Source organism: Herbaspirillum frisingense (genome assembly GCF_047325095.1).
GTDB classification, from domain to species: Bacteria; Pseudomonadota; Gammaproteobacteria; order Burkholderiales; family Burkholderiaceae_D; genus Herbaspirillum; species Herbaspirillum frisingense.
Genome location: NZ_CP168558.1, coordinates 3,948,597 through 3,972,741 on the forward strand (window position 1 = coordinate 3,948,597; position 24,145 = coordinate 3,972,741).

The 24,145-nt window shown below is 63.9% G+C and carries 24 protein-coding genes; 12 read left to right on the forward strand and 12 right to left on the reverse strand.

Going from position 1 to position 24,145, the window contains the following annotated elements:
- The first annotated feature begins 14 nt into the window (after positions 1 to 14).
- The 3 genes from ACEOAC_RS18205 to ACEOAC_RS18215 all read left to right on the forward strand — a co-directional run bounded on the left by ACEOAC_RS18205 (position 15) and on the right by ACEOAC_RS18215 (position 1,913).
- Positions 15 to 419 (forward strand): nuclear transport factor 2 family protein, encoded by a 405-nt coding sequence (locus tag ACEOAC_RS18205; RefSeq protein WP_006465316.1) that lies wholly within the window; start codon positions 15 to 17, stop codon positions 417 to 419.
- 5 nt (positions 420 to 424) lie between these two features.
- Entirely contained in the window at positions 425 to 1,144 is a 720-nt protein-coding gene (locus ACEOAC_RS18210) for a carboxymuconolactone decarboxylase family protein (RefSeq protein ID WP_413444089.1), read from the forward strand.
- 61 nt (positions 1,145 to 1,205) lie between these two features.
- Complete coding sequence (locus ACEOAC_RS18215; protein WP_413444088.1) at positions 1,206 to 1,913, forward strand: SDR family NAD(P)-dependent oxidoreductase; 708 nt, start codon at positions 1,206 to 1,208, stop codon at positions 1,911 to 1,913.
- Positions 1,914 to 1,968: 55 nt separating this feature from the next.
- Here ACEOAC_RS18215 and ACEOAC_RS18220 read toward each other — a convergent pair whose 3' ends face one another.
- The 4 genes from ACEOAC_RS18220 to ACEOAC_RS18235 all read right to left on the reverse strand — a co-directional run bounded on the left by ACEOAC_RS18220 (position 1,969) and on the right by ACEOAC_RS18235 (position 6,116).
- Positions 1,969 to 2,904, reverse strand: coding sequence for a LysR substrate-binding domain-containing protein (locus ACEOAC_RS18220; protein WP_413444087.1), 936 nt, complete (start codon positions 2,902 to 2,904; stop codon positions 1,969 to 1,971).
- 164 nt (positions 2,905 to 3,068) lie between these two features.
- Positions 3,069 to 3,401 carry a helix-turn-helix domain-containing protein gene (locus tag ACEOAC_RS18225; protein ID WP_241811936.1) on the reverse strand — a complete coding sequence of 111 codons (333 nt, stop codon included), beginning with the start codon at positions 3,399 to 3,401 and terminating at the stop codon, positions 3,069 to 3,071.
- On the reverse strand, positions 3,385 to 3,639 hold the full coding sequence (locus ACEOAC_RS18230) for a type II toxin-antitoxin system RelE family toxin (RefSeq protein ID WP_413444086.1): 255 nt from the start codon (positions 3,637 to 3,639) through the stop codon (positions 3,385 to 3,387). Before ACEOAC_RS18230 ends, ACEOAC_RS18225 begins: the two co-directional genes overlap by 17 nt.
- A 155-nt stretch (positions 3,640 to 3,794) precedes the next feature.
- Positions 3,795 to 6,116, reverse strand: coding sequence for an FdhF/YdeP family oxidoreductase (locus ACEOAC_RS18235; protein ID WP_102661321.1), 2,322 nt, complete (start codon positions 6,114 to 6,116; stop codon positions 3,795 to 3,797).
- A gap of 316 nt (positions 6,117 to 6,432) precedes the next feature.
- On the opposite strand from ACEOAC_RS18235, the gene ACEOAC_RS18240 reads away from it, so the two are divergent.
- The 4 genes from ACEOAC_RS18240 (at position 6,433) to ACEOAC_RS18255 (ending at position 9,633) form a co-directional block, all read left to right on the forward strand.
- The gene (locus ACEOAC_RS18240; protein WP_413628499.1) at positions 6,433 to 7,494 is read left to right on the forward strand and encodes an acyl-CoA dehydrogenase; all 1,062 of its coding nucleotides are present in this window, start codon (positions 6,433 to 6,435) and stop codon (positions 7,492 to 7,494) included.
- Complete coding sequence (locus tag ACEOAC_RS18245; protein ID WP_413445660.1) at positions 7,482 to 8,276, forward strand: PIG-L deacetylase family protein; 795 nt, start codon at positions 7,482 to 7,484, stop codon at positions 8,274 to 8,276. The genes ACEOAC_RS18240 and ACEOAC_RS18245 overlap by 13 nt, the downstream gene beginning before the upstream one ends.
- Positions 8,273 to 8,857: a class I SAM-dependent methyltransferase gene (locus ACEOAC_RS18250; RefSeq protein ID WP_241811940.1), complete on the forward strand. Its 585-nt coding sequence runs from the start codon at positions 8,273 to 8,275 to the stop codon at positions 8,855 to 8,857. Before ACEOAC_RS18245 ends, ACEOAC_RS18250 begins: the two co-directional genes overlap by 4 nt.
- 62 nt (positions 8,858 to 8,919) lie before the next feature.
- Complete coding sequence (locus ACEOAC_RS18255) at positions 8,920 to 9,633, forward strand: glycosyltransferase (RefSeq protein ID WP_413445661.1); 714 nt, start codon at positions 8,920 to 8,922, stop codon at positions 9,631 to 9,633.
- Here the strand turns inward: ACEOAC_RS18255 and ACEOAC_RS18260 are convergent.
- Positions 9,597 to 11,105 (reverse strand): YihY/virulence factor BrkB family protein, encoded by a 1,509-nt coding sequence (locus tag ACEOAC_RS18260; RefSeq protein ID WP_413628500.1) that lies wholly within the window; start codon positions 11,103 to 11,105, stop codon positions 9,597 to 9,599. The two genes, ACEOAC_RS18255 and ACEOAC_RS18260, sit on opposite strands and share 37 nt — an antisense overlap.
- Positions 11,106 to 11,428: 323 nt before the next feature.
- Here ACEOAC_RS18260 and ACEOAC_RS18265 point away from each other — a divergent pair, with 323 nt between their 5' ends.
- A complete protein-coding gene (locus ACEOAC_RS18265) occupies positions 11,429 to 12,862 on the forward strand; it encodes an NAD-dependent succinate-semialdehyde dehydrogenase (RefSeq protein ID WP_241811943.1) in 1,434 nt (477 codons plus the stop codon).
- A gap of 128 nt (positions 12,863 to 12,990) precedes the next feature.
- Here ACEOAC_RS18265 and ACEOAC_RS18270 read toward each other — a convergent pair whose 3' ends face one another.
- The 3 genes from ACEOAC_RS18270 to ACEOAC_RS18280 form a co-directional block, all read right to left on the reverse strand.
- Entirely contained in the window at positions 12,991 to 15,981 is a 2,991-nt protein-coding gene (locus tag ACEOAC_RS18270) for a DNA translocase FtsK (RefSeq protein ID WP_413628501.1), read from the reverse strand.
- Between the two features lie 160 nt (positions 15,982 to 16,141).
- Positions 16,142 to 16,711 carry a DNA-3-methyladenine glycosylase I gene (locus ACEOAC_RS18275; RefSeq protein WP_413444918.1) on the reverse strand — a complete coding sequence of 190 codons (570 nt, stop codon included), beginning with the start codon at positions 16,709 to 16,711 and terminating at the stop codon, positions 16,142 to 16,144.
- A 42-nt stretch (positions 16,712 to 16,753) separates the two neighbouring features.
- Positions 16,754 to 17,773 (reverse strand): serine/threonine protein kinase, encoded by a 1,020-nt coding sequence (locus ACEOAC_RS18280; RefSeq protein WP_413444917.1) that lies wholly within the window; start codon positions 17,771 to 17,773, stop codon positions 16,754 to 16,756.
- Between the two features lie 135 nt (positions 17,774 to 17,908).
- On the opposite strand from ACEOAC_RS18280, the gene ACEOAC_RS18285 reads away from it, so the two are divergent.
- On the forward strand, positions 17,909 to 18,616 hold the full coding sequence (locus ACEOAC_RS18285; RefSeq protein ID WP_077237830.1) for a UPF0149 family protein: 708 nt from the start codon (positions 17,909 to 17,911) through the stop codon (positions 18,614 to 18,616).
- A 107-nt stretch (positions 18,617 to 18,723) separates the two neighbouring features.
- On the opposite strand, the gene orn is transcribed toward ACEOAC_RS18285, so the two are convergent.
- Positions 18,724 to 19,293: an oligoribonuclease gene (gene orn / locus ACEOAC_RS18290; protein ID WP_413444916.1), complete on the reverse strand. Its 570-nt coding sequence runs from the start codon at positions 19,291 to 19,293 to the stop codon at positions 18,724 to 18,726.
- Positions 19,251 to 19,532, reverse strand: coding sequence for a hypothetical protein (locus ACEOAC_RS18295; RefSeq protein WP_413444915.1), 282 nt, complete (start codon positions 19,530 to 19,532; stop codon positions 19,251 to 19,253). The genes orn and ACEOAC_RS18295 overlap by 43 nt, the downstream gene beginning before the upstream one ends.
- Between ACEOAC_RS18295 and ACEOAC_RS18300 the strand changes: the two genes are divergently transcribed.
- From ACEOAC_RS18300 to rsgA, 3 genes are read left to right on the forward strand one after another with little or no spacing between them, the layout of a single operon-like run.
- Complete coding sequence (locus ACEOAC_RS18300; RefSeq protein ID WP_039877235.1) at positions 19,501 to 20,790, forward strand: M48 family metallopeptidase; 1,290 nt, start codon at positions 19,501 to 19,503, stop codon at positions 20,788 to 20,790. The two genes, ACEOAC_RS18295 and ACEOAC_RS18300, sit on opposite strands and share 32 nt — an antisense overlap.
- Before the next feature lie 57 nt (positions 20,791 to 20,847).
- Positions 20,848 to 21,204 (forward strand): 4a-hydroxytetrahydrobiopterin dehydratase, encoded by a 357-nt coding sequence (locus tag ACEOAC_RS18305; RefSeq protein WP_077237828.1) that lies wholly within the window; start codon positions 20,848 to 20,850, stop codon positions 21,202 to 21,204.
- Positions 21,204 to 22,145 (forward strand): ribosome small subunit-dependent GTPase A, encoded by a 942-nt coding sequence (gene rsgA, locus ACEOAC_RS18310; RefSeq protein WP_077237827.1) that lies wholly within the window; start codon positions 21,204 to 21,206, stop codon positions 22,143 to 22,145. Before ACEOAC_RS18305 ends, rsgA begins: the two co-directional genes overlap by 1 nt.
- Positions 22,146 to 22,171: 26 nt before the next feature.
- On the opposite strand, the gene ACEOAC_RS18315 is transcribed toward rsgA, so the two are convergent.
- Entirely contained in the window at positions 22,172 to 22,918 is a 747-nt protein-coding gene (locus tag ACEOAC_RS18315; RefSeq protein WP_006465644.1) for a 3-oxoacyl-ACP reductase family protein, read from the reverse strand.
- A gap of 40 nt (positions 22,919 to 22,958) precedes the next feature.
- Positions 22,959 to 24,026: an alpha/beta fold hydrolase gene (locus ACEOAC_RS18320; protein ID WP_413444914.1), complete on the reverse strand. Its 1,068-nt coding sequence runs from the start codon at positions 24,024 to 24,026 to the stop codon at positions 22,959 to 22,961.
- Between the last annotated feature and the right edge of the window lie 119 nt (positions 24,027 to 24,145).

Here is a 24,145-nt window from a genome sequence, read left to right on the forward strand (position 1 = left end):
AAGGAATCTATCAAATGCACACCACACACGTAGCCGACTACTTCAAGGCTCTGGCCAACAAGGATACGAATGGAATCATTCCGCACTTGTCAGAAGACATCGTCTTGCATGGACCGATCTTCCCCGACCCTACGGTCGGAAAAGAGGCTGTAGTCCAGATCCTGGGCGGGTTTCTGGCGACCATCGACTCGCTTGAAGTTAATCTGAGCTTCGCCTCGGATCGTGATGTCGCCGTATTTTTCAGCTTTACGTGTAATGACATTACCGTGAAGGGAAATGAACATCTCCACCTTGATGAGAACGGCCTTATCGATCATATCGAGGTAGCATGGCGCCCCCTTCCCGATGCCGTGCTGATTCAGGAGATCTTCGCCAGCAAGCTGGGCTTCCAGGCCATGCGTCTCGTTCCGGCAATCTGAACATCATGGTCAACGCAAGCCTGCTGTCAAACGACGCCCCATTAAGCAGTGCAGAGGATGTTTCGCCTTCGTTCGAACGTTATACGAAAGAGGTCTTGCTGGGCGATCTATGGCAACGTTCTCCGTTGTCGGTGCGTGACCGCAGCATCATCACCCTGTCGGTATTAATTGCGCGCAACCAGAGCGCTCAAATGCCGCACTACCTGAATGTTGCGCTTGATCACGGCGTGACCCCAGCCGAAGTCTCTGGAATGGTGGCACATCTTGCGTTTTATTCCGGCTGGGCAAATGCAGTGGCTGCGATCGACGTGGTGCGCGCTGTTTTCGATCTACGCGGGCTGGATGCCGCCCAGCTTCGGCCGATCAATGCCAGACCACATCCCATCGATGATATGGTCGAAGAGCGGCGCCATGCCGTGGTCATGCGCAAGTTTGGCCAGGTCGCCCCAGGCCTGGTGCAGCTCACCAGAGACATCCTGTTTCAAGACGTATGGCGCAGCCCTGAGCTATCGCTGCGGGACCGTTGCCTGATCACCATTTGCTCGGTCATTGCAACCGCGCAGACAGCGCAACTCGCCTTTTATGTCAATCGAGCGATGGATCAGGGAGTGACGCGGGCTGAGCTGTCGGAGCTCTTGACGCATGTTGCTTTCTATTCGGGTTGGTCGAGTGCATACACAGCGCTTGCCGTAGTAAAGGATGTCTTTGAGAGCCGGCCGGATTGACGGCGCTCATCAAGCCCAATTGCATTGGTTAATCGCTTTCCACTCACTCGAGGTACAGATCATGAAGTCAACACAAAAGGTAGCCATCGTTACCGGCGCATCCCAAGGCATCGGCGCCGAAATCGTCAAGGCGTATCGCAAGCTCGGTTATCGCGTGCTTGCAAGCTCGCGCACCATCAAGCCGTCAGACGACGCCGACATCGTCACCGTCGCCGGCGATATCGGTGACCGCTCAACGGCAGAGCGCGTCGTATCAGAAGCGCTTGCTCGCTTCGGTCGCATCGATACGCTGGTCAACAATGCCGGTATCTACATCGGCAAGCCATTCACGGAGAACACGGTGGAAGACTACAACGCCATCATGAACGTGAACATGGCGGGCTTTTTCCACATCACGCAGCTGTCGTTGGGCGAGATCGAAAAGCAGGAAGGCGGTCACGTCGTCACCGTTACCGGCAGTATCGACAACGGCATCAAAGGGGCCTACTCCGGATTGGCGGCACTGACCAAAGGCGGTCTCAACGCGGCAACACGGGCGTTGGCGATCGAGTATGCGGAAAAGCGCATTCGCTTCAATGCGGTTGCACCCGGCGCCACCAGAACGCCGATGCAAGCAGGGAAAGATCACGCCATGCTAGGCAAGTTTCATCCGCTGGGCCGCATCGGCGAAGCCGGCGAAGTTGCCGATGCGATTACGTTTCTGGAGTTGGCGACTTTCGTCACCGGCGAAGTTCTGCATGTAGATGGTGGTCGACACGCAGGTCGTTGAGCCGCTGGAGGGCGTGGTCGCGCATCGACCGCAAGATCTGCAATCGCTGCAATGCCTAGCCGAAGGGGAAAACGCGGTCCCAATAAGGCGGCGACCCGATTGCTTCAACGAGGAAGGCCGATACCTCGCGTACCTTTTGCGATCGTAATCGGTTTTCCGGCGAGAGAATCTGGATGTAGTGGGGGTCGGCATAGGCCGATATCTCCCAATCTGGAAGCAAAACCACCAGTCGTCCTTCCGTGAAACTGGCCGGCGAATAAAGCCATGTCGGCATCAGCACGATTCCGCGTCCCGCGAGTGCGGCATTGATCAGCACCTCGGAATTGTTGCTTCGTAACGGACCACCCACGACCAATGGCTCGAATGCTTCGCTGGATGAGCGCCTGAAGTGCCATCGCTGCGGTTCCCGCAGGCCTTTGTATAGCAGGCAATTGTGCTGCAGAAGGTCTTCCGGAGTTTCGGGGATACCGCGCGCCTCCAGATACTCCGGGCTTGCGGCGAGCACGTAGCGCAGGGCGCACACGCTCTTTCCGATCAAACCGGAATCGACAAGTCGTCCAACACGGATGGTGACGTCCGCGCCTTCCAGCACCGGATCGATGAAGGTATTGGTCAGAGTCAGTTCGACCAACAAATCCGGATACGTGGTTTGCAACTGGTTGACTAGGTGACAGACATGAAGTCTGCCCAGCGAATCGGGCGCATTGATCTTCAGCAGCCCGCGGATACCTTTATTCTTGTCCTCGAACTGGTCGGACGCGGAATCAAGAAGTTCTACGGCCTGTCGAACGTTCGAATAGTACCGTTGCCCCTGCTCGGTTAGGCGCACCGCGCGCGTGCTACGGTAAAAAAGCTGCTGCCCGAGTTCTGTTTCCAGTGATGAGATCGCACGAGATACCGACGATGCTGGCACCTCAAAATGACGTGCCGTTGCCAGGAAACTGCCGGTCGTGGCGACCATCATGAAATATCGTAGTGTCTGGACGTGCATACCTGACCTTGTGGCTAATTCCCGGATTTTACCCTTCCCTGGCAGGCATATGAGCGCCGGCCTCGCAGGACCACCATGGGTGCCCGGCACCGGCCAGCTCGAACAACGGAGGGACGGAATTTAACGCACTCTCGCAAGCTTTCGATTGCTGGACGAACCCGACATCAGAAGTCCAGCTGCTCGACGCTGACACCCAATGCCACGGCAATCTTTTCCAGAGAACTCGGACGTAGCCTGATGCTGCTCTCCTGCTGCGCATAGGCCGACTGTGAAATACCCAGACGGTCAGCCACTTCGTGCTGCGTCAGCTTCAGATGTTCGCGCCAGCTGCGGATGGGCGTCCATTGATGCTCCACCATCATCGCCACCACTTCATGTGGAACATACTGCTCATCCTGGGACGGATGCTCCTTGAGGTAGTCGGCATAAGGAATGACGACGAAGGCCGGCTTTCCGTCCTGCCCGTGGATGATCTGGATGTTAGTAGGTGCGTTCATCGCGCTTGCTCACTTCCTCAATGGAAACAATACGGACATTTCCGTCAAAGTTGAAGAAAATCCGATAGTGGCCAACCCGGAGTCGATATTGCGAACGGTGTTTAGTCAGCGCCTTCACCTGCTGGCAATAAGGCATCAGTGCCAACCCTGCGGCGGCATCCTTGATCCTCACCTGATCGGGTCGGTTGATTTTCAGGAGCTGCTTGATCGCCCGTGGATGCCACTGAATCGAGTTCATGCGCTTTTATTATAAGTCCAATTATTAGTAATTTCGGAATTTATTAGACTTGGACTTATTTCCAGAGCCGAAGGCGCAGCTTGCCTGCTTCTCTCGCTCCCCGCCAGCACATCCCTCGATCAACCGGACTGGTCTCGAATAATGTCGCGGGGCAGCTAGGACAACACCGGCTCACTCACCTCCGCAATCAAGCGCACCGGAATCGACTTGGCCGCCGGCACCTTGCTGCCGCGCGCATGGTGGAACAGCGGAATGAGGCGGTTCAGTTCGGGGAAGTAACCCATCACGCAGCCGACGGGGATATCGAAAGGCTCCACCCGCAGGTGATCCACGCGACGCTCCACGCCGTCGTCGGAGACCGTCTCGGCCGTGACGAAATCACCCGGCACCAGGCCCTGGGCCTGCATGTCGCGCAGGTTCAGCAGCAGCACGCGGCGGGTCCCCCAGACACCACGGAAGCGATCATCCAGCGAATAGACGGTGGTGTTGAACTGGCTGTCGCCACGGGTGGTCATCAGGCGCAGCACGCCAGGGGCATCGGCGGGCATGTCGGGGTCGGGCTCGAAGCTGTCGAAGGTCTTGAAGTTAGCGCGGCCGTTGGGCGTCTTCCATTGCCGTTCACGCGCTGCCAGCGGGCGCGGGAAGCCGCCTGGGGTCCACATGCGGCCGTTGAAGTCGCGGAAGATGTCGGGATAGGTGGCTTCGATGGCGTCGCGGATGCGCGCATAGTCGCCCACCCAGCCATCCCAGTCCACCTGCGGGTTGAAGGGCAATAGCCGCTTGGCCAGCTCGGCGATGATGGCCGGTTCCGAAAGCAGATGCGGCGAGGCCGGTTCGACGCGCCCGCGTGAACCGTGCATGCAGCCGGTGCTGTCTTCCACCGCCACGGCCTGCTCACCGCCGCGCTGGCGGTCGATCTCGATGCGGCCCAGGCAGGGGAGCAGGTAGGCCGTCTTGCCGTGGATCACGCAGGAGCGGTTGAAGTGCGTCACCACTTGTACGGTCAGGGGGAGGTTGCGCCAGGCCGGCTCCATGACGCCATGGTCGGGGATGGCGCGCACGAAATTACCACCCAGCATGAAGAAGGCCGACAGCTCGCCATCGCGGATCTTCTCGCAGGCTTCGACCGTGTTGAGTCCCTTCTCCATCGGTGGCTCAAAGTGATACAGCGCGCGCAATTTGTCATTGGGGACCATCTCCGGTTTTTCCGTGATGCCGACGGTGCGCTGCCCCTGTACGTTGGAGTGGCCACGGATCGGGCAGATGCCGGCGCCGGGCTTGCCGATGTTGCCGCGCATGAGCAAGAGATTGGTCAGCATGTGGATGGTGCGCACCGCTTCCCGGTGCTGGGTCACGCCCATGCCATACATGAGCATGGCCCGCCCGGCGCCGGCATAGGTGTCGGCGGCCAGTTCCAGTTCGGCGCGCGACACACCGGCATGCCGCTCGATCTCGCTCCACGAGGCAGCCCGGGCGGCAGCTGCGAATTCGTCGAAACCACTGGTGTGCTCATCGATGAATGCCTGGTCCAGGAGGCGCGGCAAACCTTCGGCCTGGGCCCGGTCATCGCGCTCCAGGATGCGCTTGGCCATGCCCACCACGGCCGCCGTATCACCACCTATGCGGATCTGCACGTATTGCGAACTGATGTCGGTATGCGCAGGCGTGATCATTTCCTTGGGCGATTGCGGATTGACGAAGCGCTCCAGACCGCGCTCGCGCAAGGGGTTGAAAGTGATCACGGGGACCCCGCGCTTGCGCACCTCTTCCAGCGGATGCAGCATGCGCGGGGCGTTGGTGCCGGTGTTGTGGCCAAAGAAGAGGATGCAGTCGGTGTGCTCGAAGTCTTCCAGCCTGACGGTGCCGACCGGCACGCCGATGGTCTGCGGCAAGGCCACGGAAGTGGATTCGTGGCACATGTTGGAGCTGTCGGGCAGGTTGTTGCAGCCATACATGCGGGCCATCAACTGGTACAGGTAGGAAGTCTCCAGCGACGCCCGGCCGGAGGCATAGAACACCACCTTCTTCGGATCCATCGCGCGCAGCCGGGCGGCGATGTCGTCGAATGCCTCTGACCAGGTGACGGGCAGATAGCGGTCGCTGGCCGGGTCGTATTTCATGGGCTCGGTGACGCGGCCGGTGGATTCGAGTTCGAGGTCGTTCCAGCTTTCCATCTCGCTCACCGTGTGACTTGCGAAGAACGCCGGGGTGGCGCGCTTGCCGGTGATTTCCCAGGCGGTCGCCTTGGCGCCGTTCTCGCAGAACTCGAACAGGTGCGGGTCGGCCGGCTTGGCCCAGGAACAGCTGACGCAGGCGAAGCCGTCGGGCTTGTTCTGCTTCATCAGGATGCGGGTGCCGGTGGCGATCACATGTTCCTGCTGCAGGATGGCGCCCAGTGCCTTGACCGAGCCCCAGCCACCGGCGGCATTGTTGTATTCATCGAATCTGGCGTCTTCGGGAATGTCCTTGGTTTTCATATCGCCTCTCTGAGCGTTGCGTGCGACAGCGGTCTTCGCACGGGTGTTGGCACGGGTGTCTGTTGCGCTGGCTTGCATGGGTGCTGCGTGGATAGCAGCAATGATGGAATTTGCCGGCCGGTTTGGCTGTAGGTGATGCACGGATTTACAGCGCGCACGATTCCTACAGAAACGGTCCGGTCCTGGCCGGGCCTAATGAAGTCCTACGACAAACACAGCAGCACGCCGACATCGGCCCTCCGCAGCGCCGCGCATACTCGCTATCGTTGCGGCCCGTCCCGGGCTGCCTGAATCCCCTGAACCTGACCCGGTCATCATGAATCGCCCTGCCCTCGCTGATCTGCCCGATTGCCCTTCCCTGCCGGCGCAGCTGGAACAATTCATCGCACCCGCCCTGGCTGCTTGTGCGCACGAACAAGTGGCCGCGCTGGATGCGCGGCTACTGCGCCAGCTGGTGACGGCGGGGCTGGATCGCCTCCCCCTGCCCGGCCACGGTGAAACGCTGGCGCGCTGGCAGGCATTGGCAGCGGTGGCCGCGCATGATCTGTCGCTGGCCAAGCTCTACGAAGCCCATACCGATGCGCTGGCCATCCTGGCTGAAGCCGGACACGCGCGCCCGGCTCGTTCCATCTGGGGCGTCTGGTGCGCGCAGGGCCGTCCCGGCAGCCTTGGCATGCGCACACCGGCAGCGGAAGAGCATGTCCTGCTGGAAGGAGAAAAGCCCTGGTGCTCAGGCGCGGCCTCGGTCACGCACGCGCTACTGAGCCATCGCGACGAAGCCGGTCAGACCTGGCTGCTGGCGCTGGAACTGGGGCAGCGCGGGGTCGAGATCATCGAGGACGACTGGGCGGCCGTGGGCATGTCCGCCACGCGCACCGCTCGCCTGCGTCTGCACAATGCCAGCGCCCAACGGGTGGGCGGGCCCGGTTTCTATCTGGACCGCCCCGGCTTCTGGCAGGGGGGCATCGGCATTGCGGCCTGCTGGCATGGTGCGGCGGCGGCGTTGGTGGCGCTGCTGCGCGAGCAACTGGCGCAACGTGCCGACCCACATGCCCTGGCACGCCTGGGCAGTGCCGAATGCGCGCTGTCCACCTCGGCAGCCACGCTGCGCGAAAGCGCGGCGCGCATCGATGCCTTCCCGGGCGAGAACGCCATGCGTCATGCCTTGCGGTCCCGCCTCATCGTCGAACGCGCCTGCACGCAGATCATCAGCGACCTGGGCGCTGCGCTGGGCCCCCATCCTTATTGTGGTCAGCGGCGCAGTGCGCGCCTGCTGGCCGACCTGCCGGTGTGGCTGCGCCAGAGCCATGCCGAACGCGACCTGGCCGCCCTGGCCACATCCTGCCTGCAAGAGGAGTCCGCCCCATGCTTATTGTGAATACCCCCGCGCCCGTAAGGCGCGGCGCCGCCGCACACCACGCACGCCATATCGATGTCGTCCACGGCACTGCCGAAGAGGTCTGGCAATCCTGCCAGCGTCTGCATGCACTGCCCGAGATCGAACTGTGCAAGCTGGTGCCACCCCGCTCAAGGGCGGTGATCCTGGCGCCGCATCCGGATGATGAAACGCTGGGCTGCGGCGGTCTGATCGCGCAGCTGGCGGGCATGATGCGGGAAATCGCGGTGGTGGCCGTCAGCGATGGTGAGCGCAGCCATCCCGATTCATCCCCCCTGGCGCAGCGGCTGCCGCTGCTGCGGCCGGCCGAGAGCATGGCCGCGCTGGAATGTCTGGGCGCGGGGCAGGCCCAGATCCTGCGCGCCCGCATCCCGGACGGCCAGATCCGCCAGCACCGGCTGGAATTGAAAGCCTGGCTGATCGCGCAGCTGCGCCACACGGATATCGTCTTTGCCCCGTGGCGCCTGGACGGCCATCCCGACCATGAAACGGTGGGCGAGATCGCCGGTGAGCTGGAACATGAACTGGGCTGCAAGCTGGTCGAAGTCCCGATCTGGGGCTGGCACTGGGCGCAGCCGCTGACGGGCAACTTCCCCTGGGGCCGGGCACACAAGCTGGGCTTTGATGCCGACACCGCCCTGCGCAAGCGCCGCGCCCTGCGTTGCTACCACAGCCAGATCGGTCGCGATGGCGAGCGCGATCCGGTGCTGCCGGCCGGCGTGCTGGCGCACTTCGTGCGTCCCTACGAGGTGTTCTTCCTATGAGGAGCGGCGACAGCGGACACTTCGACCAGTTGTATGCGGCCAGTACCGATCCCTGGAACACCAGGACCAGCTGGTACGAGCAACGCAAGCGCGCCATCGTCGCAGCGATGCTGCCGCGCCAGCACTGCACGGCCATCTTCGAGCCAGGTTGCGGCAGTGGCGAACTGACCTTGCAGTTGGCCGAACGTTGCGGGCATCTGGTGGCGTCCGACTTCTGTGAAGATGCGGTGCGCATCACCCGCGACAAGACCGCGCATCTGCCGCATGTCCACGTGCGTCGGCAGGCCTTGCCCGAGCAATGGCCGGCACCGGCGCAGGACATGCCGGAGTTCGAGCTGATCCTGTTTTCCGAGCTCTGCTATTACTTCGATGCGCCGCAGATGGCCGAGATTTCCACGCTCGCCGCAGGCAGCCTGGCACCCGGCGGCCATCTGCTGGCCTGCCACTGGAAGAAGGATTTCGATGATCGTCTGCTCGCCACCCGTCCCATGCACCAGTTGATCGACGCCCATGCGCGGCTCAAACGCCAGGCCTGCTATGAAGACGAGGACATCCTGGTCGACCTGTGGCGCAAGACCTGAATCCGTCCGACGCATTGATCTCATTGATCGGACGGTAAAAACAACGAGGAGAGGAGCACGTCATGATAGGCATCGTCATTCCCGCCCACGATGAAGAAGCCCTGCTGGAGCGCTGCCTGCAAGCGGTGCGCGAGGCCGCCGCGCATGACGATCTGCGGGGCGAGGAAGTGCGCATCGTGGTGGTGCTGGATGCCTGCAGCGATGGCTCCGAGAGCATTGCCCGCCGCCATCCGGTGAGCGTGCTGCCGATACAGGCGCGCAAGGTCGGCGTGGCACGCGCACTGGGCGCCGATCAACTGCTGGCCCAGGGAGCACGCTGGCTGGCCTTTACCGATGCGGACACGCAAGTTGCCCCGGACTGGCTGGTGGCGCAGCTGAGGCTACAGGCCGATGCCGTCTGCGGCACCGTGATGCCCGACGACTGGCATGGCCATCCGCCGGAGGTGCGGCACCGCTTCGCCCGTGACTACCTGGATCGCGATGACCATCGCCACATCCACGGTGCCAACTTCGGCGTCTGTGCGCGGGCCTATCGGCAGGCGGGCGGCTTCCCGCCTTTGTCCTGCCATGAAGATGTGGCGCTGGTCCAGGCACTGCAGGCCATGGGCGCCCATATCGCCTGGAGTGCCCATCCCCGTGTGAGCACCAGCACCCGGCCGCAGAGCAAGGCCCGCGGCGGTTTCGGCGATACCCTGCGCCAGTGGGCCGTGGAGGAATGCCCGGCACTGGCGCTGTCTCCTCAGCGCGGCTTGTCGTTGCCGCGCACCACCTGCTGAGCCTGTTCCAGGCTCACATGATGATCTTCGATGGTACTGACCAGCTTTTGCCGGCGCGCACGTGAGCCGAAATTGTTGGCGTAGATCCAGGTGAACTCGGCGCCCAGCAGGAAGATCTGCGCCGAGTAGTAGATCCACAGCAGCAGCAGCGCAAACGAACCGGCCGCACCAAAGCCGGAGGTCATGCCGGTGCTACCCAGGTACAGGCCGATCAGGTATTTGCCGATGATGAAGAGCACCGTGGTGGCGACCGCGCCGATCCAGACATCGCGCCAGGACAGGGTCACCCGCGGCATGAACTTGTAGATCATCGAAAAGAGCGTGGAGAACACCACGAAGGACAGCACGAAGTTCAGCAATTGCAGCATCAGCTGCCAGCCCTCGAACCAGCCGCCCCACCAGCGCCCCAGTGCCGCCAGCGCAGCACTGACCACCAGCGAGATGATCAGCAGGAAGCCCAGCCCCAGGATCAGCCCGAACGACAGCAGACGGGTGCGGGCCAATTGCCATACCCCGCTCTTGCGCTTGACGGCCGGGATGCGCCAGATACGGTCCAGCGCACTCTGCAGTTCGGAAAACACCGCCGTGGCACCGATGACCAGGGTCACCACCGAAATGCCGGCAGCGATCATGCCCTCCCTGGGCTGGCTGACCGACTTGAGCAAGCCCTGGATGGCAAAGGCCCCTTCGGTGCCGACGATATCGCGGATCTGGTTGACGATCTCGCCTTGCGCCGCATCGTGACCGAACAGCATGCCGGCCACGGCGATGGCGATCACCAGCATGGGGGCGATGGAAAAGATGGTGTAGTAGGCGATCGCCGCCCCCATGCTGGGGGCGAAGTCATCCAGCCACGCATTGATGGCGGCCACCGTCATCTGCCAGGCCTGCTGGCGCCGCGTGCCGCCCTTGATCATCTTGACCTCGGCGGCCGGGTCCAGATAGTCCGACGGCGCCGGTTCCAGACGTGCCTTGACGATGTCCATGCGGGCAGGCGCATCCGGCGGCAAGGCATCGACCGCCTTGGCCTTGGCTTGAGCCCTGGCCGCGCTGGCGCGCGCCGATCCCTTGCGCCAGGCGGCGATCAATGGCGTAGCCAGGGTCACCAGGCGCAAAGCCTGCTCCAGGCCTTGCGGAATGGAGTCATGAGCAGCGTGCGCGCCAGTGGCACGCCGCGTGGTCGCGGCCGGCTGCGGGCGGGGCGTTGCATGCGTTGGCGTTGGTGTCACCGACGTGCGGCGCTGGCGCCGCTTGCGGCCCAGCCAGATACCCAGGCCGGCACTCAGCAACGCACCGGCGATGACGCCGCCGGTGGCGCCGGCCGCTGGGCTCTGCCTGCCAGAACCAACGGCGCGCGTTGCCCCATCGGCGTGCTGGCTGGCATCGCTGGAGGGCATCGCATCAGGGGAATCGTCAGCGGGAGCGGCGGCAGCATGGCGGGCCGGATGCAATGGGGCGGGAGAGCTGCTCATGGGGACCTCGGCTGGGCATATTGTTATGCCATTGTGACCGATGCGCGTGAAGTAATGTTCCTTCGCCTTGTCGGCCCGTCCGGCCTTGTAGGAAGCCGCTGTCGGCGTGCCGGCAGGCGACGCGAAAACAGGGCGCATGGTATAAAGACAGTCTTTCGTGCAGCGGCCACTGCCCTCGTCGGCAACATCGCGCATGAACCAGATCGGCAGCATCCGGTCTGTCTGAATTCCCCCTGGCCGCAGCGCGTGCCACCGGTTCCGGCCCGCTGGGCTGAACCGGGCAGCGCCGGCCCTTCCCCCAACCTGACGAACGAGGATTGCCCATGTATAAGGACGTACAGCTTTTCATCAACGGCGAATGGACCGCCAGCGCTTCCGGTCGCACCATCGATGTCGTCAACCCGGCCACCGAGGAAGTGATCGGCAAGATCGCCCACGCTGACCGCGCCGACCTGGACCGCGCCCTGGAGGCCGCCAAAAAGGGTTTCGAGATCTGGCGCAACATGTCCGCCTTCGATCGCTCCAAGATCATGCGCAAGGCAGCCGACCTGCTGCGTGAGCGCGTCGACGAGATCGCCCGCCTGATGACCCAGGAACAAGGCAAGCCGCTGGCCGAAGCCAAGATGGAAACCCTGGGCGCCGCCGACACCATCGACTGGTTCGCCGAAGAAGCCCGCCGCACCTACGGTCGCCTGGTACCGGCCCGCACCCCGGGCGCCTACCAGATGGTGATCAAGGAACCGGTCGGCCCGGTGGCTGCCTTCACGCCCTGGAACTTCCCGATCAACCAGGTGGTACGCAAGATGTCGGCCGCGCTGGCGGCAGGCTGTTCCATCATCGTCAAGGCCCCCGAGGAAACTCCGGCTTCGCCGGCTGAACTGATCCGTGCCTACGCCGATGCAGGCGTGCCGGCCGGCGTCATCAACCTGGTCTATGGCGTGCCGGCGGAGATTTCGGAATACCTGATCCCGCATCCGGTGATCCGCAAGATTTCCTTCACCGGTTCCACTCCGGTGGGCAAGCAACTGGCGGCGCTGGCCGGCCAGCACATGAAGCGCGCCACGATGGAACTGGGCGGCCACGCGCCGGCCATGGTGTTCGATGACGTGGATGTGGACCTGGCCGCCAAGACCCTGGCGACGTCCAAGTTCCGCAATGCCGGTCAGGTATGCGTGTCGCCGACCCGCTTCCTGGTGCAGAAGGGCGTGTTCAACGCCTTCGTCGACAAGTTCGTCACCTATGCCGAACAACTGAAGGTCGGCAATGGCCTGGAAGCTGGCGTGAACATGGGTCCGGTGGCCAACAAGCGCCGCATCCCCGCACTGGAAGCGCTGATCGACGATGCTGTCTCCAACGGCGCGCAACTGCGCACCGGTGGCAAGCGCATCGGTGACAAGGGTTACTTCTTCCAGCCCACCGTGTTGACCAACGTGCCGCTGAGCGCACGCGTGATGAATGAAGAGCCCTTCGGTCCGCTGGCACTGATCAACTCCTTCGAGACCCTCGATGAAGTCATCGCCGAAGCCAATCGCCTGCCCTTCGGCCTGGCGGCCTATGCCTTCGCCAAGTCGGCACAGACCAAGCACGCACTGGCCGCACGTGTGGAAAGCGGCATGCTGACCATCAACCACCTGGGCCTGGCCTTCCCGGAACTGCCCTTCGGCGGCGTCAAGGACAGCGGCTATGGTTCCGAAGGTGGTACCGAAGCCATCGAGGCCTACATCAATACCAAGCTGGTGACCCAGCTGGATATCTGAGGGCTGGCGCTCTGATGGTCTGATCGCCTGAGACGGCGTTCAAGCAAAACGGCGAACCTGCAAGGGTTCGCCGTTTTGTCTTGTGCAGCCGGATATTCGCGTTGGCGCTGGCACCGATGCCGTTGTCTCTATTCCTCGCCGCCCGAGGGCGGCACCAGGATGTCGCGGCTGCCGTTGCGCGACATGGCCGAGAGCACGCCGGCTGTCTCCATCTGTTCTACGAGCCGCGCCGCACGGTTGTAGCCGATGCGCAATTGCCGCTGCACCGACGAGATCGAGGCGCGCCGTGTCTTGAGCACGAAGGCCACGGCCTCGTCGTAGAGCGGATCGGACTCCGGATCGCCCCCCTCGCCACCGGCGAACATGTCGGCCTGGGCCGTGTCCTCGGACATCGGCGGGGCCAGGATTTCCTCGATATAACGCGGCTCGCCAAAGGACTTCAGGTATTCCACCACGCGATGCACCTCTTCGTCGGACACGAAGGCGCCGTGCACGCGCTGCGGGTAGCCCGAGCCTGGCGGCAGGAACAGCATGTCGCCATGGCCCAGCAGGGATTCCGCACCCATCTGGTCCAGCACGGTGCGCGAGTCGATCTTGGAAGACACCTGGAAGGCCACGCGGGTCGGGATGTTGGCCTTGATCAGACCGGTGATCACGTCCACCGAAGGACGCTGGGTGGCCAGGATCAGGTGGATGCCGGCTGCCCGCGCCTTCTGCGCCAGGCGGGCGATCAGCTCTTCGACCTTCTTGCCGACCACCATCATCAGGTCGGCCAGTTCGTCGATCACGATCACGATGGTGGGCAGCTTTTCCAGCGGTTCCGGAGCGTCCGGCGTGAGGCTGAAGGGGTTGGGGATCTTCTCGCCACGGGCGGCGGCTTCGTCCAGCTTCTGGTTGTAGCCGGCCAGGTTGCGCACGCCCAGCTTGGACATCTTCTTGTAGCGGCGCTCCATCTCGTCCACCGCCCAGTTCAGGGCATGGGCGGCCTCGCGCATGTCAGTCACCACCGGTGCCAGGAGGTGCGGGATACCCTCATAGATGGACAGCTCCAGCATCTTGGGGTCGATCATGATCATGCGCACTTCCTCGGGCGTGGCCTTGTAGAGCAGCGAGAGGATCATGGCATTGATGGCCACCGACTTGCCCGAGCCGGTGGTACCGGCCACCAGCATGTGCGGTGCCCGCGCCAGGTCGGTCACCACGGGCGTGCCGGTGATGTCCTTGCCCATGGCAATGGTGAGGTGGGACGACGACTTGCGGTAGGCCTGGGAATGGACGATCTCGGAGAGCTTGATCATCTGCCGGCGCGCATTGGGCAGTTCCAGGCCCATGCAGGTCTTGCCGGGGATGGTCTCGACCACCCGGATGGAGGTCAGCCCCAGCGCCCGCGACAGGTCCTTCATCAGGTTCACCACCTGGGCGCCGCGCACGCCTTGCGCCGGTTCCACTTCGAAGCGCGTGATCACCGGGCCGGCTTCGGCGCCCAGCACGGTCACGGGGACCTTGAATTCCTTGAGACGCTGTTCGATCAGGCGGCCGGTTTCCTGCAGCTGCTCGGGATCGATCTCGATGCGCGACTCGGGGACTTCGTCCAGCAGGTCCAGCGAGGGCAGCGGGATATCCACCCGGGGCTCGTCCTCGTGCTCGGGATAGACGCTGGCCACCGGCGCGGCCACGGCCGGCTGCGGTTCTGGCATGCGCACGGTGAAGGCCGGCTGCTGGGACGCCGGCGATGCTGGCGCTGCCGGATCGGGCAGCATGTCGAACCAGGGCGCATTGAAGGTGCCGAGGTCGATCGGTTCGTCTTCTGCGGGCAGAAGTGCTTCCGGCTCCGAGAGGGGCAGGACGGGCGCTTGCGCGGGTTCGGCCGGCGCCCAGCTTGCCCCCGCCAGTGGCAGCTCGGGCGCGGTCGGCAGGTCGGGGATGAGCTGATCCTGCGGCGAGCTGGGCATCGGGGCCATCGGCACCACCGGCACGATGGGTGCGGCCGGTGGCGTCGGCCCCTGCAGACCATCGGCCTCGTGCAGGGAGCGCATCAGGCGGGTCGGGATCACATCGGCACGCGGTGTCGGCCCGGTCGGTGCTGCTGCCTGCGGCGCGGCGCGGCCTACGCTGCTGATGCGGATGCTGCGGGTCGGATTGAGCGGGGACGGCGCTGCCTGCTGATCACTGGCGGAACGGGCAATCGAGGACGGAATGGGGCGGATCGGTAACGCCGGGCTGGCCGCCCGCGAAAGGCTGGCGTCGGCGGCGGCACTGGCGGCCGAGATGGCGCGGCTGGCGGCGGCGCGGGCCAGCATGGCTTCGGTCGGGCGCAGGGTTTCGAAAGCGGCCCACTCGGATTCCGGGCGCGCCTTGGCGGCGGGGCCGGACGGACGGGGATTGAGCGAAGGCCATTTGCCCCCTTGCCCGCCTTGGCCGCCCTGCCCTGCCTGGGCATGGCGCGACTGGCCGCCGGTCAGGGCCGACAGCGGTACCTTCCAGTCGTCACGGGCAGCACCCTCGTGCGGGCGCTCATTGGCGGGGGTCGGCGTGAGGCGGGCCGGACGCGGGCGCGGCTCGAAGGGCGAACCCACCGGCGAGCGGTTCGCGGCATGGCCAGATGCATGGGCCGCTGCGCGAGGCGGCACGGGCGGGCGCACCGCTGGCGTGCGACGCTCGGCGCCCGCCGGGAAACTGCTGCGCTGACTACTCAGGCGTACGCGTTCGCTCTCGATGCTGCCGCGTCGGGGTGGTCCCAGGTCCAGCTCCGGGTGATCGTCGCGGCTCTGCGCATCGTTACGACCAAAGATGGCACCGAGCAACCACTTCAAGCCCAGCGCCAGCAACGCCAGCAAGACCACGGCAGCGATGCCCTTGCTGATCTTGCCGCCGAGGGCTTCCATCAGGGCCGCGCCGACCAGGTCGCCGCTGGGGCCATCATCACTGTTGCTCAGTTGTGCGCGCACCAGCGCTTCCAGCGCGCCGCTGGCGGCCAGCAGCAACAGGCTGCCACACCAAAGGCGGATGGCGCCGCGGCCGCCGAAGATGGACTTGCGGCCGAGCGCGCGCGCCACCGTGCGCAGCAGCAGCGGCAGCAGCCAGAGGACCGACCAGCCAAACCATTTGACGAAAATCATGCTACTCCCATACTTCACCGGCCTGGCATGGCGCCAGCCGGCCTCGTGAATCTATCCCGGCAGTCCTGATGCACCGCCGCAGGCTGCGAGTGTAAACCAAACCCGACCACGGCCGCCCGTCCTCATTCCGTCTTCATGCCACCCTTTGGTACAGGTCAGCTCAGCGACCGTGGCAATGGCAATCGCGCACATGGTCATTGATCACGCCCACGCCCTGCAGATAGGCGTAGATGATGGTGGACCCGACGAACTTGAAGCCGCGCTTGGCGAGGTCCTTGGAAATGGCGTCCGACAGCGGGGTCTTGGCCGGGCAGTCCGCCAGGGAGGCCCAGCGGTTGACGATGGGCTGGCCATCGACCTGGCCCCACAGGTAGGGATCGAGCCCGCCCACTTCCTCGCGCAGCTTGAGGTAGGCGCGGGCATTGCCGATGGTGGCGGCCACCTTCAGGCGATTGCGCACGATACCGGGATCGGCCAGCAATTGCGCCACCTTGCGCTCGTCGTAGCGGGCGATCTTCTCGGCATCCCATTGGTCGAAGGCAGCGCGGTAGGTCTCGCGCTTGTTGAGCACGGTCTCCCAGGACAGCCCGGCCTGGGCGCCTTCCAGGTTGAGCATTTCGAAGAGTCGGGTTTCATCGTGGCAGGGAACACCCCACTCGTGGTCGTGGTACTCGACGTAGCGGGGGTTGGCAAGGTTGACCCAGCCGCAGCGGGTAAGGGATTGGCTCATGGAAGATGGGGGAAACAGGTCAGGCGGTTCATCGGTGCCGGTTCACACCGGCCACAGGGGCGGCTCATCCATCAGCGCGATCTGCTCGCGCAATTCCAGGATGCGGTCTTGCCAGTAGCGCTGGGTGTTGAACCAGGGGAAGGCGGCCGGAAACGCCGGGTCGTCCCAGCGGCGCGCTAGCCAGGCGGAATAATGAATCAGCCGCAGCGTACGCAGCGCTTCGATCAGGTACAGTTCTCGCGGTTCGAATTCGCAGAAACTTTCATACCCGGCCAGCAGGTCGGCCAGTTGCCCGACCATCTCGCGTCGCTCGCCGGAAAGCAGCATCCACAGATCTTGCACGGCAGGGCCACTGCGGCTGTCGTCGAAATCGACAAAGTGCGGGCCGGCATCGGTCCACAGGACATTGCCGACATGGCAATCCCCGTGCAGGCGCAGGCTGCGGATGTCGCCCGCGCGGTCGTAGCAGCGTTGCACGCCCTGCAGGGCCTGTTCGACCGTGGTGCGCCAGGCGGTGGCCACATCCATGGGGATGAAGTCATGCGCCAGCAGCCAGTCGCGCGGCTCATGGCCGAAGCTGGCCAGGTCCAGCGCGGGGCGCTCGACGAAGGGACGACGCATACCCACCGCATGGATGCGGCCGATGAAGCGGCCCAGGCGTTCCAGGGTGTCGGCATCGTCCAGCTCAGGGGCGCGGCCGCCATGGCGCTGGAACACGGCAAAGCGGAACCCGGCATGGCGATGCAGGGTGGCGCCGGTGTCCAGGCGCATGGCCGGCACTACGGGAACCTCTTCGTCGGCCAACTCCTGTGAAAATGCGTGTTCTTCGAGGATTTGCGCATCCGACCAGCGCAGAGGCCGGTAGAACTTGGCCACCAGCGGCGGGCCGTCTTCCATGCCGACCTGGTAGACCCGGTTTTCATAGCTGTTCAATGCCAGCAGGCGACCGTCGCCATACAGGCCCAGGGCGTCGAGGGCATCGAGCACGGTATCGGGCGAGAGCGTGGCGAAGGAGGTGGCGTCGGGGACGTCAGGGATGTCAGCAGTGGCGGCTTGATTCATCCGGCTATTGTACTGTCCACGGCGCCCGCGCCGCAGCAGATTGCGGCGGCCAACGCCGACAATGCTCGCGCCCCTGGCTGAATGCCTTTACACTCCTGCCTTTGGTAACAGCAATCTTCAGCAACCGGACCCATCATGCAACTCGACCAGCCCCTTTCCGACGCCGAATTCGACGAACTCGACGATTTTCTCCTCTCCGATCGCTGCGCCGACGATGTGATGACCATGGACACCCTGCACGGCTACCTGACGGCCCTGGCCATCGGTCCGCAGGAAGTGCTGATGGCCGAATGGCTGCCGCGGGTCTGGGGCAGCCGTCCGGAAGACACGCCCAAGTTCAAGAACGGCAAGGAAGCCGAGCGCATCACCAGCCTGATCGCGCGCAGCATGAACGAAATCGCCATCACTTTCGAAGTGGCGCCCAAGGAGTACGAGCCCCTGTTCTGCGAACGTGAACATGAAGGCAAGCCGCTGCTGGACGCCGAGGCCTGGGCCTGGGGCTTCTGGGAAGGGATTCAGTTGCGCGCCGAGCAATGGGACGAAATCTTCCATTCCAACCTGGCCCCGCTGATGCGCCCGATCTACCTGCTCGGCTCGGAAGAGCTGGAAGAGGAAGAGACCAAGCTCATCGATGACCCGGTCAAGACCCACAAGCTGGCCATCGAGATCGAGGCTGCCATTCCTCACATCCACCGCTACTGGGCGCCCAAACGCAAGTCGGCCGTGGAACAGGTGCAGCGCGAAGCGCCCAAGACCGGCCGCAACGATCCCTGCCCCTGCGGCAGTGGCAAGAAGTACAAGAAATGCTGTGGCGCGGACAGCAGCGCTGACGGCACCGAATAAGCCAGAAGGTCACAGGGGCAAGCATTTCCGGCCTATAACGAAAAAGGCGCACCGGGAAGCCGGCGCGCCTTTTTATTGCACTGCGGGCAACATGGCTGCCCTGCGCATCATTCCTTGATGAAGTGCTCGCGGTAGTACTTGAGCTCTTCGATCGACTCCAGGATATCGGCCAGGGCCGTATGCATCTGGCGCTTCTTGAAACCGGTGGCGATTTCCGGCTTCCAGCGCTTGCACAGTTCCTTCAGGGTCGACACATCCAGGTTGCGATAGTGGAAGAATTCTTCCAGCTTGGGCATGCCGCGCACCATGAAGCGACGGTCCTGGCAGATCGAATTGCCGCACATGGGCGACTTGCCGGCCGGGACGTATTGCTTCAGGAAGGCGATGATCTGCTGCTCGGCATCGGCTTCGGTGACGATGGAAGCCTTGACGCGGTCGATCAGGCCCGAGCGGCCGTGGGTTCCCTTGTTCCAGGCATCCATGCCGTCCAGCAGCTCGTCGGACTGATGGACGGCCAGCACCGGGCCTTCGCCCAGGATGTTCAGTTCCGCATCGGTAACCACCACGGCCACTTCGATGATGCGATCCTTGTCCGGGTCCAGTCCGGTCATTTCCATATCGACCCAGATCAGGTTCATTTCATTGGGCCGGACGGGCGCGGCGGGGGCTTGTGACATAATTCTTCCTTATTGACGGGATGGGGATCTGGCCCCATCTGCTGCATGGTTCCATTGCCTGGTTCGCTCGCCCGGCACACGCCGGGCGTCATGACTCGATGTCTTGCCAACAGTGCGGCGGCGGGCATTCGGGTCGGGCTACGAACTTCGATACGAACTTCTTGACGAATTTCGATACGAATCTTCATATTTTCGCACAGGGTACGCATGTCTTCACTTTCGTTTTCCGTTTTGTTCATCGTGTTCCTGGGGATCAGCCTGGGGGTGCGGTTCTGGCTGGCGTCGCGCCACATCCGCCATGTGATCGCGCATCGCGCCGCCGTGCCGCCCGAGTTCGCCGAGAAGATTCCCCTGTCTGCCCACCAGAAGGCGGCCGACTACACCGTCGCGCGCACCAAGTTCGGTCTGGTGACCTTGCTGGTCAATGCGGCGGTACTGATTGGCTTCACCCTGCTGGGCGGGCTGCAGTGGCTCTCCAGCCTGCTGCTGGGCTGGACCGGCGGCCCCGGGATGCTCTACCAGATCGCCCTGGTGGCCGGCTTCGGCATCATCTCCGGCCTGGTCGACCTGCCCTTCGACTATTACCGCCAGTTCCGTCTGGAGGCCGGTTTCGGCTTCAACAAGATGAGCCGCGCCCTGTTCTTCAGCGACATGATCAAGCAGAGCCTGGTGGGCGCGGTGATCGGCCTGCCGCTGCTGTGGGTGGTGTTGACGCTGATGGACAAGGCCGGCGCGCTGTGGTGGTTCTACACCTGGGTGGTGCTGTGCGCCTTCCAGCTGCTGATGCTGGTGATCTATCCCAGCTTCATCGCCCCGCTGTTCAACAAGTTCACGGCGCTGGAAGACGACAGCCTGCGCAGCCGCATCGAGGGTCTGATGCAGCGCGTGGGCTTCGCTTCCAAGGGCTTGTTCGTGATGGACGGTTCCAAGCGCAGCGCACATGGCAATGCGTATTTCTCGGGCTTCGGCTCGGGCAAGCGCATCGTCTTCTTCGATACCCTGCTGGCGCGCCTGGCCCCGCACGAGATCGAGGCCGTGCTGGCCCACGAACTGGGCCACTTCAAGCTCAAGCACATCGTTAAGCGGGTGGTGGTGATGTTTGCCATGTCGCTGGCGCTGCTGGCCCTGCTGGGCTACCTGAAGGGCCAGGCCTGGTTCTATACCGGGCTGGGCGTGGACCCGCTGCTGCTGGGCAGCAACGACGCGATGGCGCTGATCCTGTTCATGCTGGTGCTGCCGATCTTCACCTTCCTGCTCTCGCCACTGTCGTCGCTGTCCTCGCGCAAGCACGAGTTCGAGGCCGATGCCTTTGCCGCCCAGCATACCCATGCCCAGGACCTGGTCTCGGCGCTGGTCAAGCTGTATGAGGACAACGCCTCCACGCTCACGCCCGACCCGCTGCACTCGGCCTTCTACGATTCGCATCCGCCGGCTTCGCTGCGCATCCGGCACCTGCATGGCGCCATGGCAGCACCTGCGCCGGCTGGCAATCACTGATTTCTTTCATTGCATACAGGTCAGGGGCATGCAGCTTCCTGACCGTTGGAGAACCCCATGAGCATTACCGCAAGCACCCTCGCCGCTTCCCGTTGCGTCCAGCCCATCGAGGCCCTGGATGACGCCGCCCTCGCCAGCCACCTGGCCGCCCTGCCCGAATGGAAGATCGAAGGCGGCAAGCTGGCGCGCAGCTTCGCCTTCGCCAACTATTACGAGACCCTGGCCTTCGTCAATGCGATTGCCTGGGTGATCCATGCCGAAGACCATCACCCCGACCTGGGCGTGAGCTACAACCGCTGCAGCGTGCGTTTCGATACCCATAGCGTCAACGACGGCCGTGGCGGTCTCTCGGCCAACGACTTCGTCTGCGCGGCCAAGGTCGACGCCATCTTCGCCCAGCGCGCCAACGCCTGATGGCTGGCCGCAAGCAAGCCGCAGCACGCGGCGCCGGACCGGCCGCCAAGGCCGACCTGGAATCCGGTCTGGTGATCGCCGCCCACGGGCGGCATTATCTTGTGCAGGCAGGGGAACAGAAACTGCATTGCGTCACCCGTGGCAAGAAGAGCGACGTCTCCGTGGGTGACCACATCCGCCTGGCGCGCACTTCGCCGGACCAGGGCGTGATCGAGGCCATCGACGAGCGCAAGACCCTGCTGTACCGCTCCGACCAGTACAAGTCCAAGCTGCTGGCGGCCAATGTGGATCAGCTGTTCATCGTGGTGGCGACCGAGCCCAGCTTTACCGACGACCTGGTCTCGCGCGCGCTGGTGGCGGCCGAATCGGCGGGCGTGTCAGCCCACCTGATCCTGAACAAGACCGACATCACCGAGGCCCTGCCGAAGACCCGCGAACGCCTGCAGGTCTATGCGCGCCTGGGTTATCCGGTACACGAGGTTTCGGCCAAGGCCCACCCGGACGAGACCCGCGCCGCCTTCATGCCGCTGCTGGCCGGCAAGAGCACCATCCTGATCGGCCAGTCCGGCATGGGCAAGTCCTCCATCATCAACCTGATCGTGCCGGACGCCGACATCGCCACCCGCGAAATCTCGGCCGCGCTCGACACCGGCAAGCACACCACCACCTTCACCCGCCTGTACCAGATGGAGGGCGGGGCCAGCATCATCGACTCCCCGGGCTTCCAGGAATTCGGCCTGTACCAGCTCTCCGAAGGCATGCTGGAACGCGCCTTCCGTGACTTCACACCCTACCTGGGCAAGTGCCGCTTCTACAACTGCCATCACCTCAACGAACCCGGCTGCGCCGTGCTGGAAGCGGTTCAGGCCGGCGAGATCGCCGGCCTGCGCCATCAGCTGTATGCACAGCTGGTGCATGAGTCTTCACAGACGCTGTATTGAAAGCGAGGTTTCGGAGGGGATCAGGTTCAGGCCAGGAAACCGCCGTCAATAGTGAGACTGGCGCCGGTGATGAGGCGCCCCTCCTCCGATACCAGGAAGGCTACAAAATCGGCGATTTCCTCCGGCTGTCCAAGGCGACCAATGGGCATCATCGGTGTCAGCAAGGCGGCCATCTCCGGTTCGCCGCCCCGACTCATATCTGTCACGGTCGGCCCCGGCTGCACATTGCTCACCGTAATACCACGAGGCCCCAGGTCGCGCGCCAGTCCGCGAGTCAGTGATGCCAGCGCTCCCTTGGTCATCGCATACACCGCACTGCCAGGGAAGCCGGCGCGTTCGGCCACCACGCTGCCTATCAACACGATGGCCGAACCAGCGGCCATGTGCGGCAAGGTGGCCTGAACCGCGACAAATGCTGCGCGCACATTGACTTCGAACATGCGGTTGAAATCTTCCAGCGCGAAGTCTTCCACTTCCCCACGCAGCAACAGCCCGGCGCTATTGACCAGAATGTCGATGCGTCCGAACTCGGAGGCGACCTGCGCAATGGCGGCCTGCAGCGCCGCCGGGTCACCACTGTCGGCCTGGATCGCCAGCGCCCGGCCGCCTGCGGCATGAATCTCGGCAACCAATGCACTGGCCTTGTCATGACTACCCGCAAAGGTCAATGCGACCACCGCGCCCTGGCGCGCCAACTTGCGAACAACGGCCGCGCCGATGCCGCGCGAACCTCCGGTAACGAAGGCTATTTTTTTGTTGAGACTACGTTGCATGATGTTTCCTTTTATCTGGATGTTGGGATGAGGCCAGCGATCAGGCCGACAAGCGATCGGCCTCGACGACGGCCAGCGCAAACTCGCGCGGAGCTTCCTGCGGCAGGTTGTGGCCGATGCCGCCGGTCAAGGTGTGGTGCGCATACGGCCCGGCGAAGCGCTTGCGATAGAGCGCCGGGTCGAGGTGCGGGGCGCCGTTGGCGTCCCCTTCCAGGGTGATGGTGGGCACCGTGATCACGGGGAAGCTGCCCAGGCGCTGCTCCAGCGCGTCGTACTGCGTCTGGCCCGGTGCCAGGCCCAGACGCCAGCGGTAGTTGTGCACCACGATGGCGACATGGTCCGGATTGTCGAACGCGGCGGCGCTGCGGGCATAGGTAGCGTCGTCGAAATGCCAGCGCGGCGAGGCCGTCTGCCAGATCAGTCGGTTGAAATCCTTGCGGTACTTTTCATAGCCGGCCACGCCGCGATCGGTGGCCAGGTAGAACTGGTACCACCAGTCCAGCTCGGCTTGCGGCGGCAGCGGTTGGCGGCCGGCATCGACATTGGTCATCAGGTAGCCGCTTACCGAGACCAGCGCCTTGACGCGCTGCGGCCACTGGGCGGCGATGATGCAGGCGGTGCGTGCACCCCAGTCGAAGGCGCCGAAGATGGCGCGATCAATGTTGAGTGCATCCATGAACGCAATGATGTCCAGTGCCACGACCGCCTGCTGGCCATTGCGCACGGTCGACGCCGACAGGAAGCGGGTACTGCCGTAGCCACGCAGGTAAGGGACCAATACGCGATAACCAGCCGCCGCCAGGGCCGGGGCCACGTCGACGAAACTATGGATGTCGTAGGGCCAGCCATGCAGCAGGATCACGACAGGGCCATCGGCTGGACCGACATCGGCGTAGCCGACATCGAGCAGGCCGGCCTGCACCTGCCTGATCTGGCCGAAGGAAGTGTGCACGCCCGGCATCACCTTGCCGAGGGCGCCCTCATCGAGGCCGGGCGACTGCGCCCACGCCGTGGCCGACAGGCCCAGTTGCGCGACCATGGCAGTGCTGGCGGTGGCCGCGGCGGCACCGAACAGGCGGCGGCGTTGAAGATTGATTTCCTGTGTCATCGGGTTCTCCGTTCATGTGGATGGGACATGAAGGAGAATGCCGCGCCGATGTATCGCCCTTGTGTACGGCCAAGCCTGGTTTTGCAAGCCGGTGTAGCGGCGGCCATGCCGGATACATT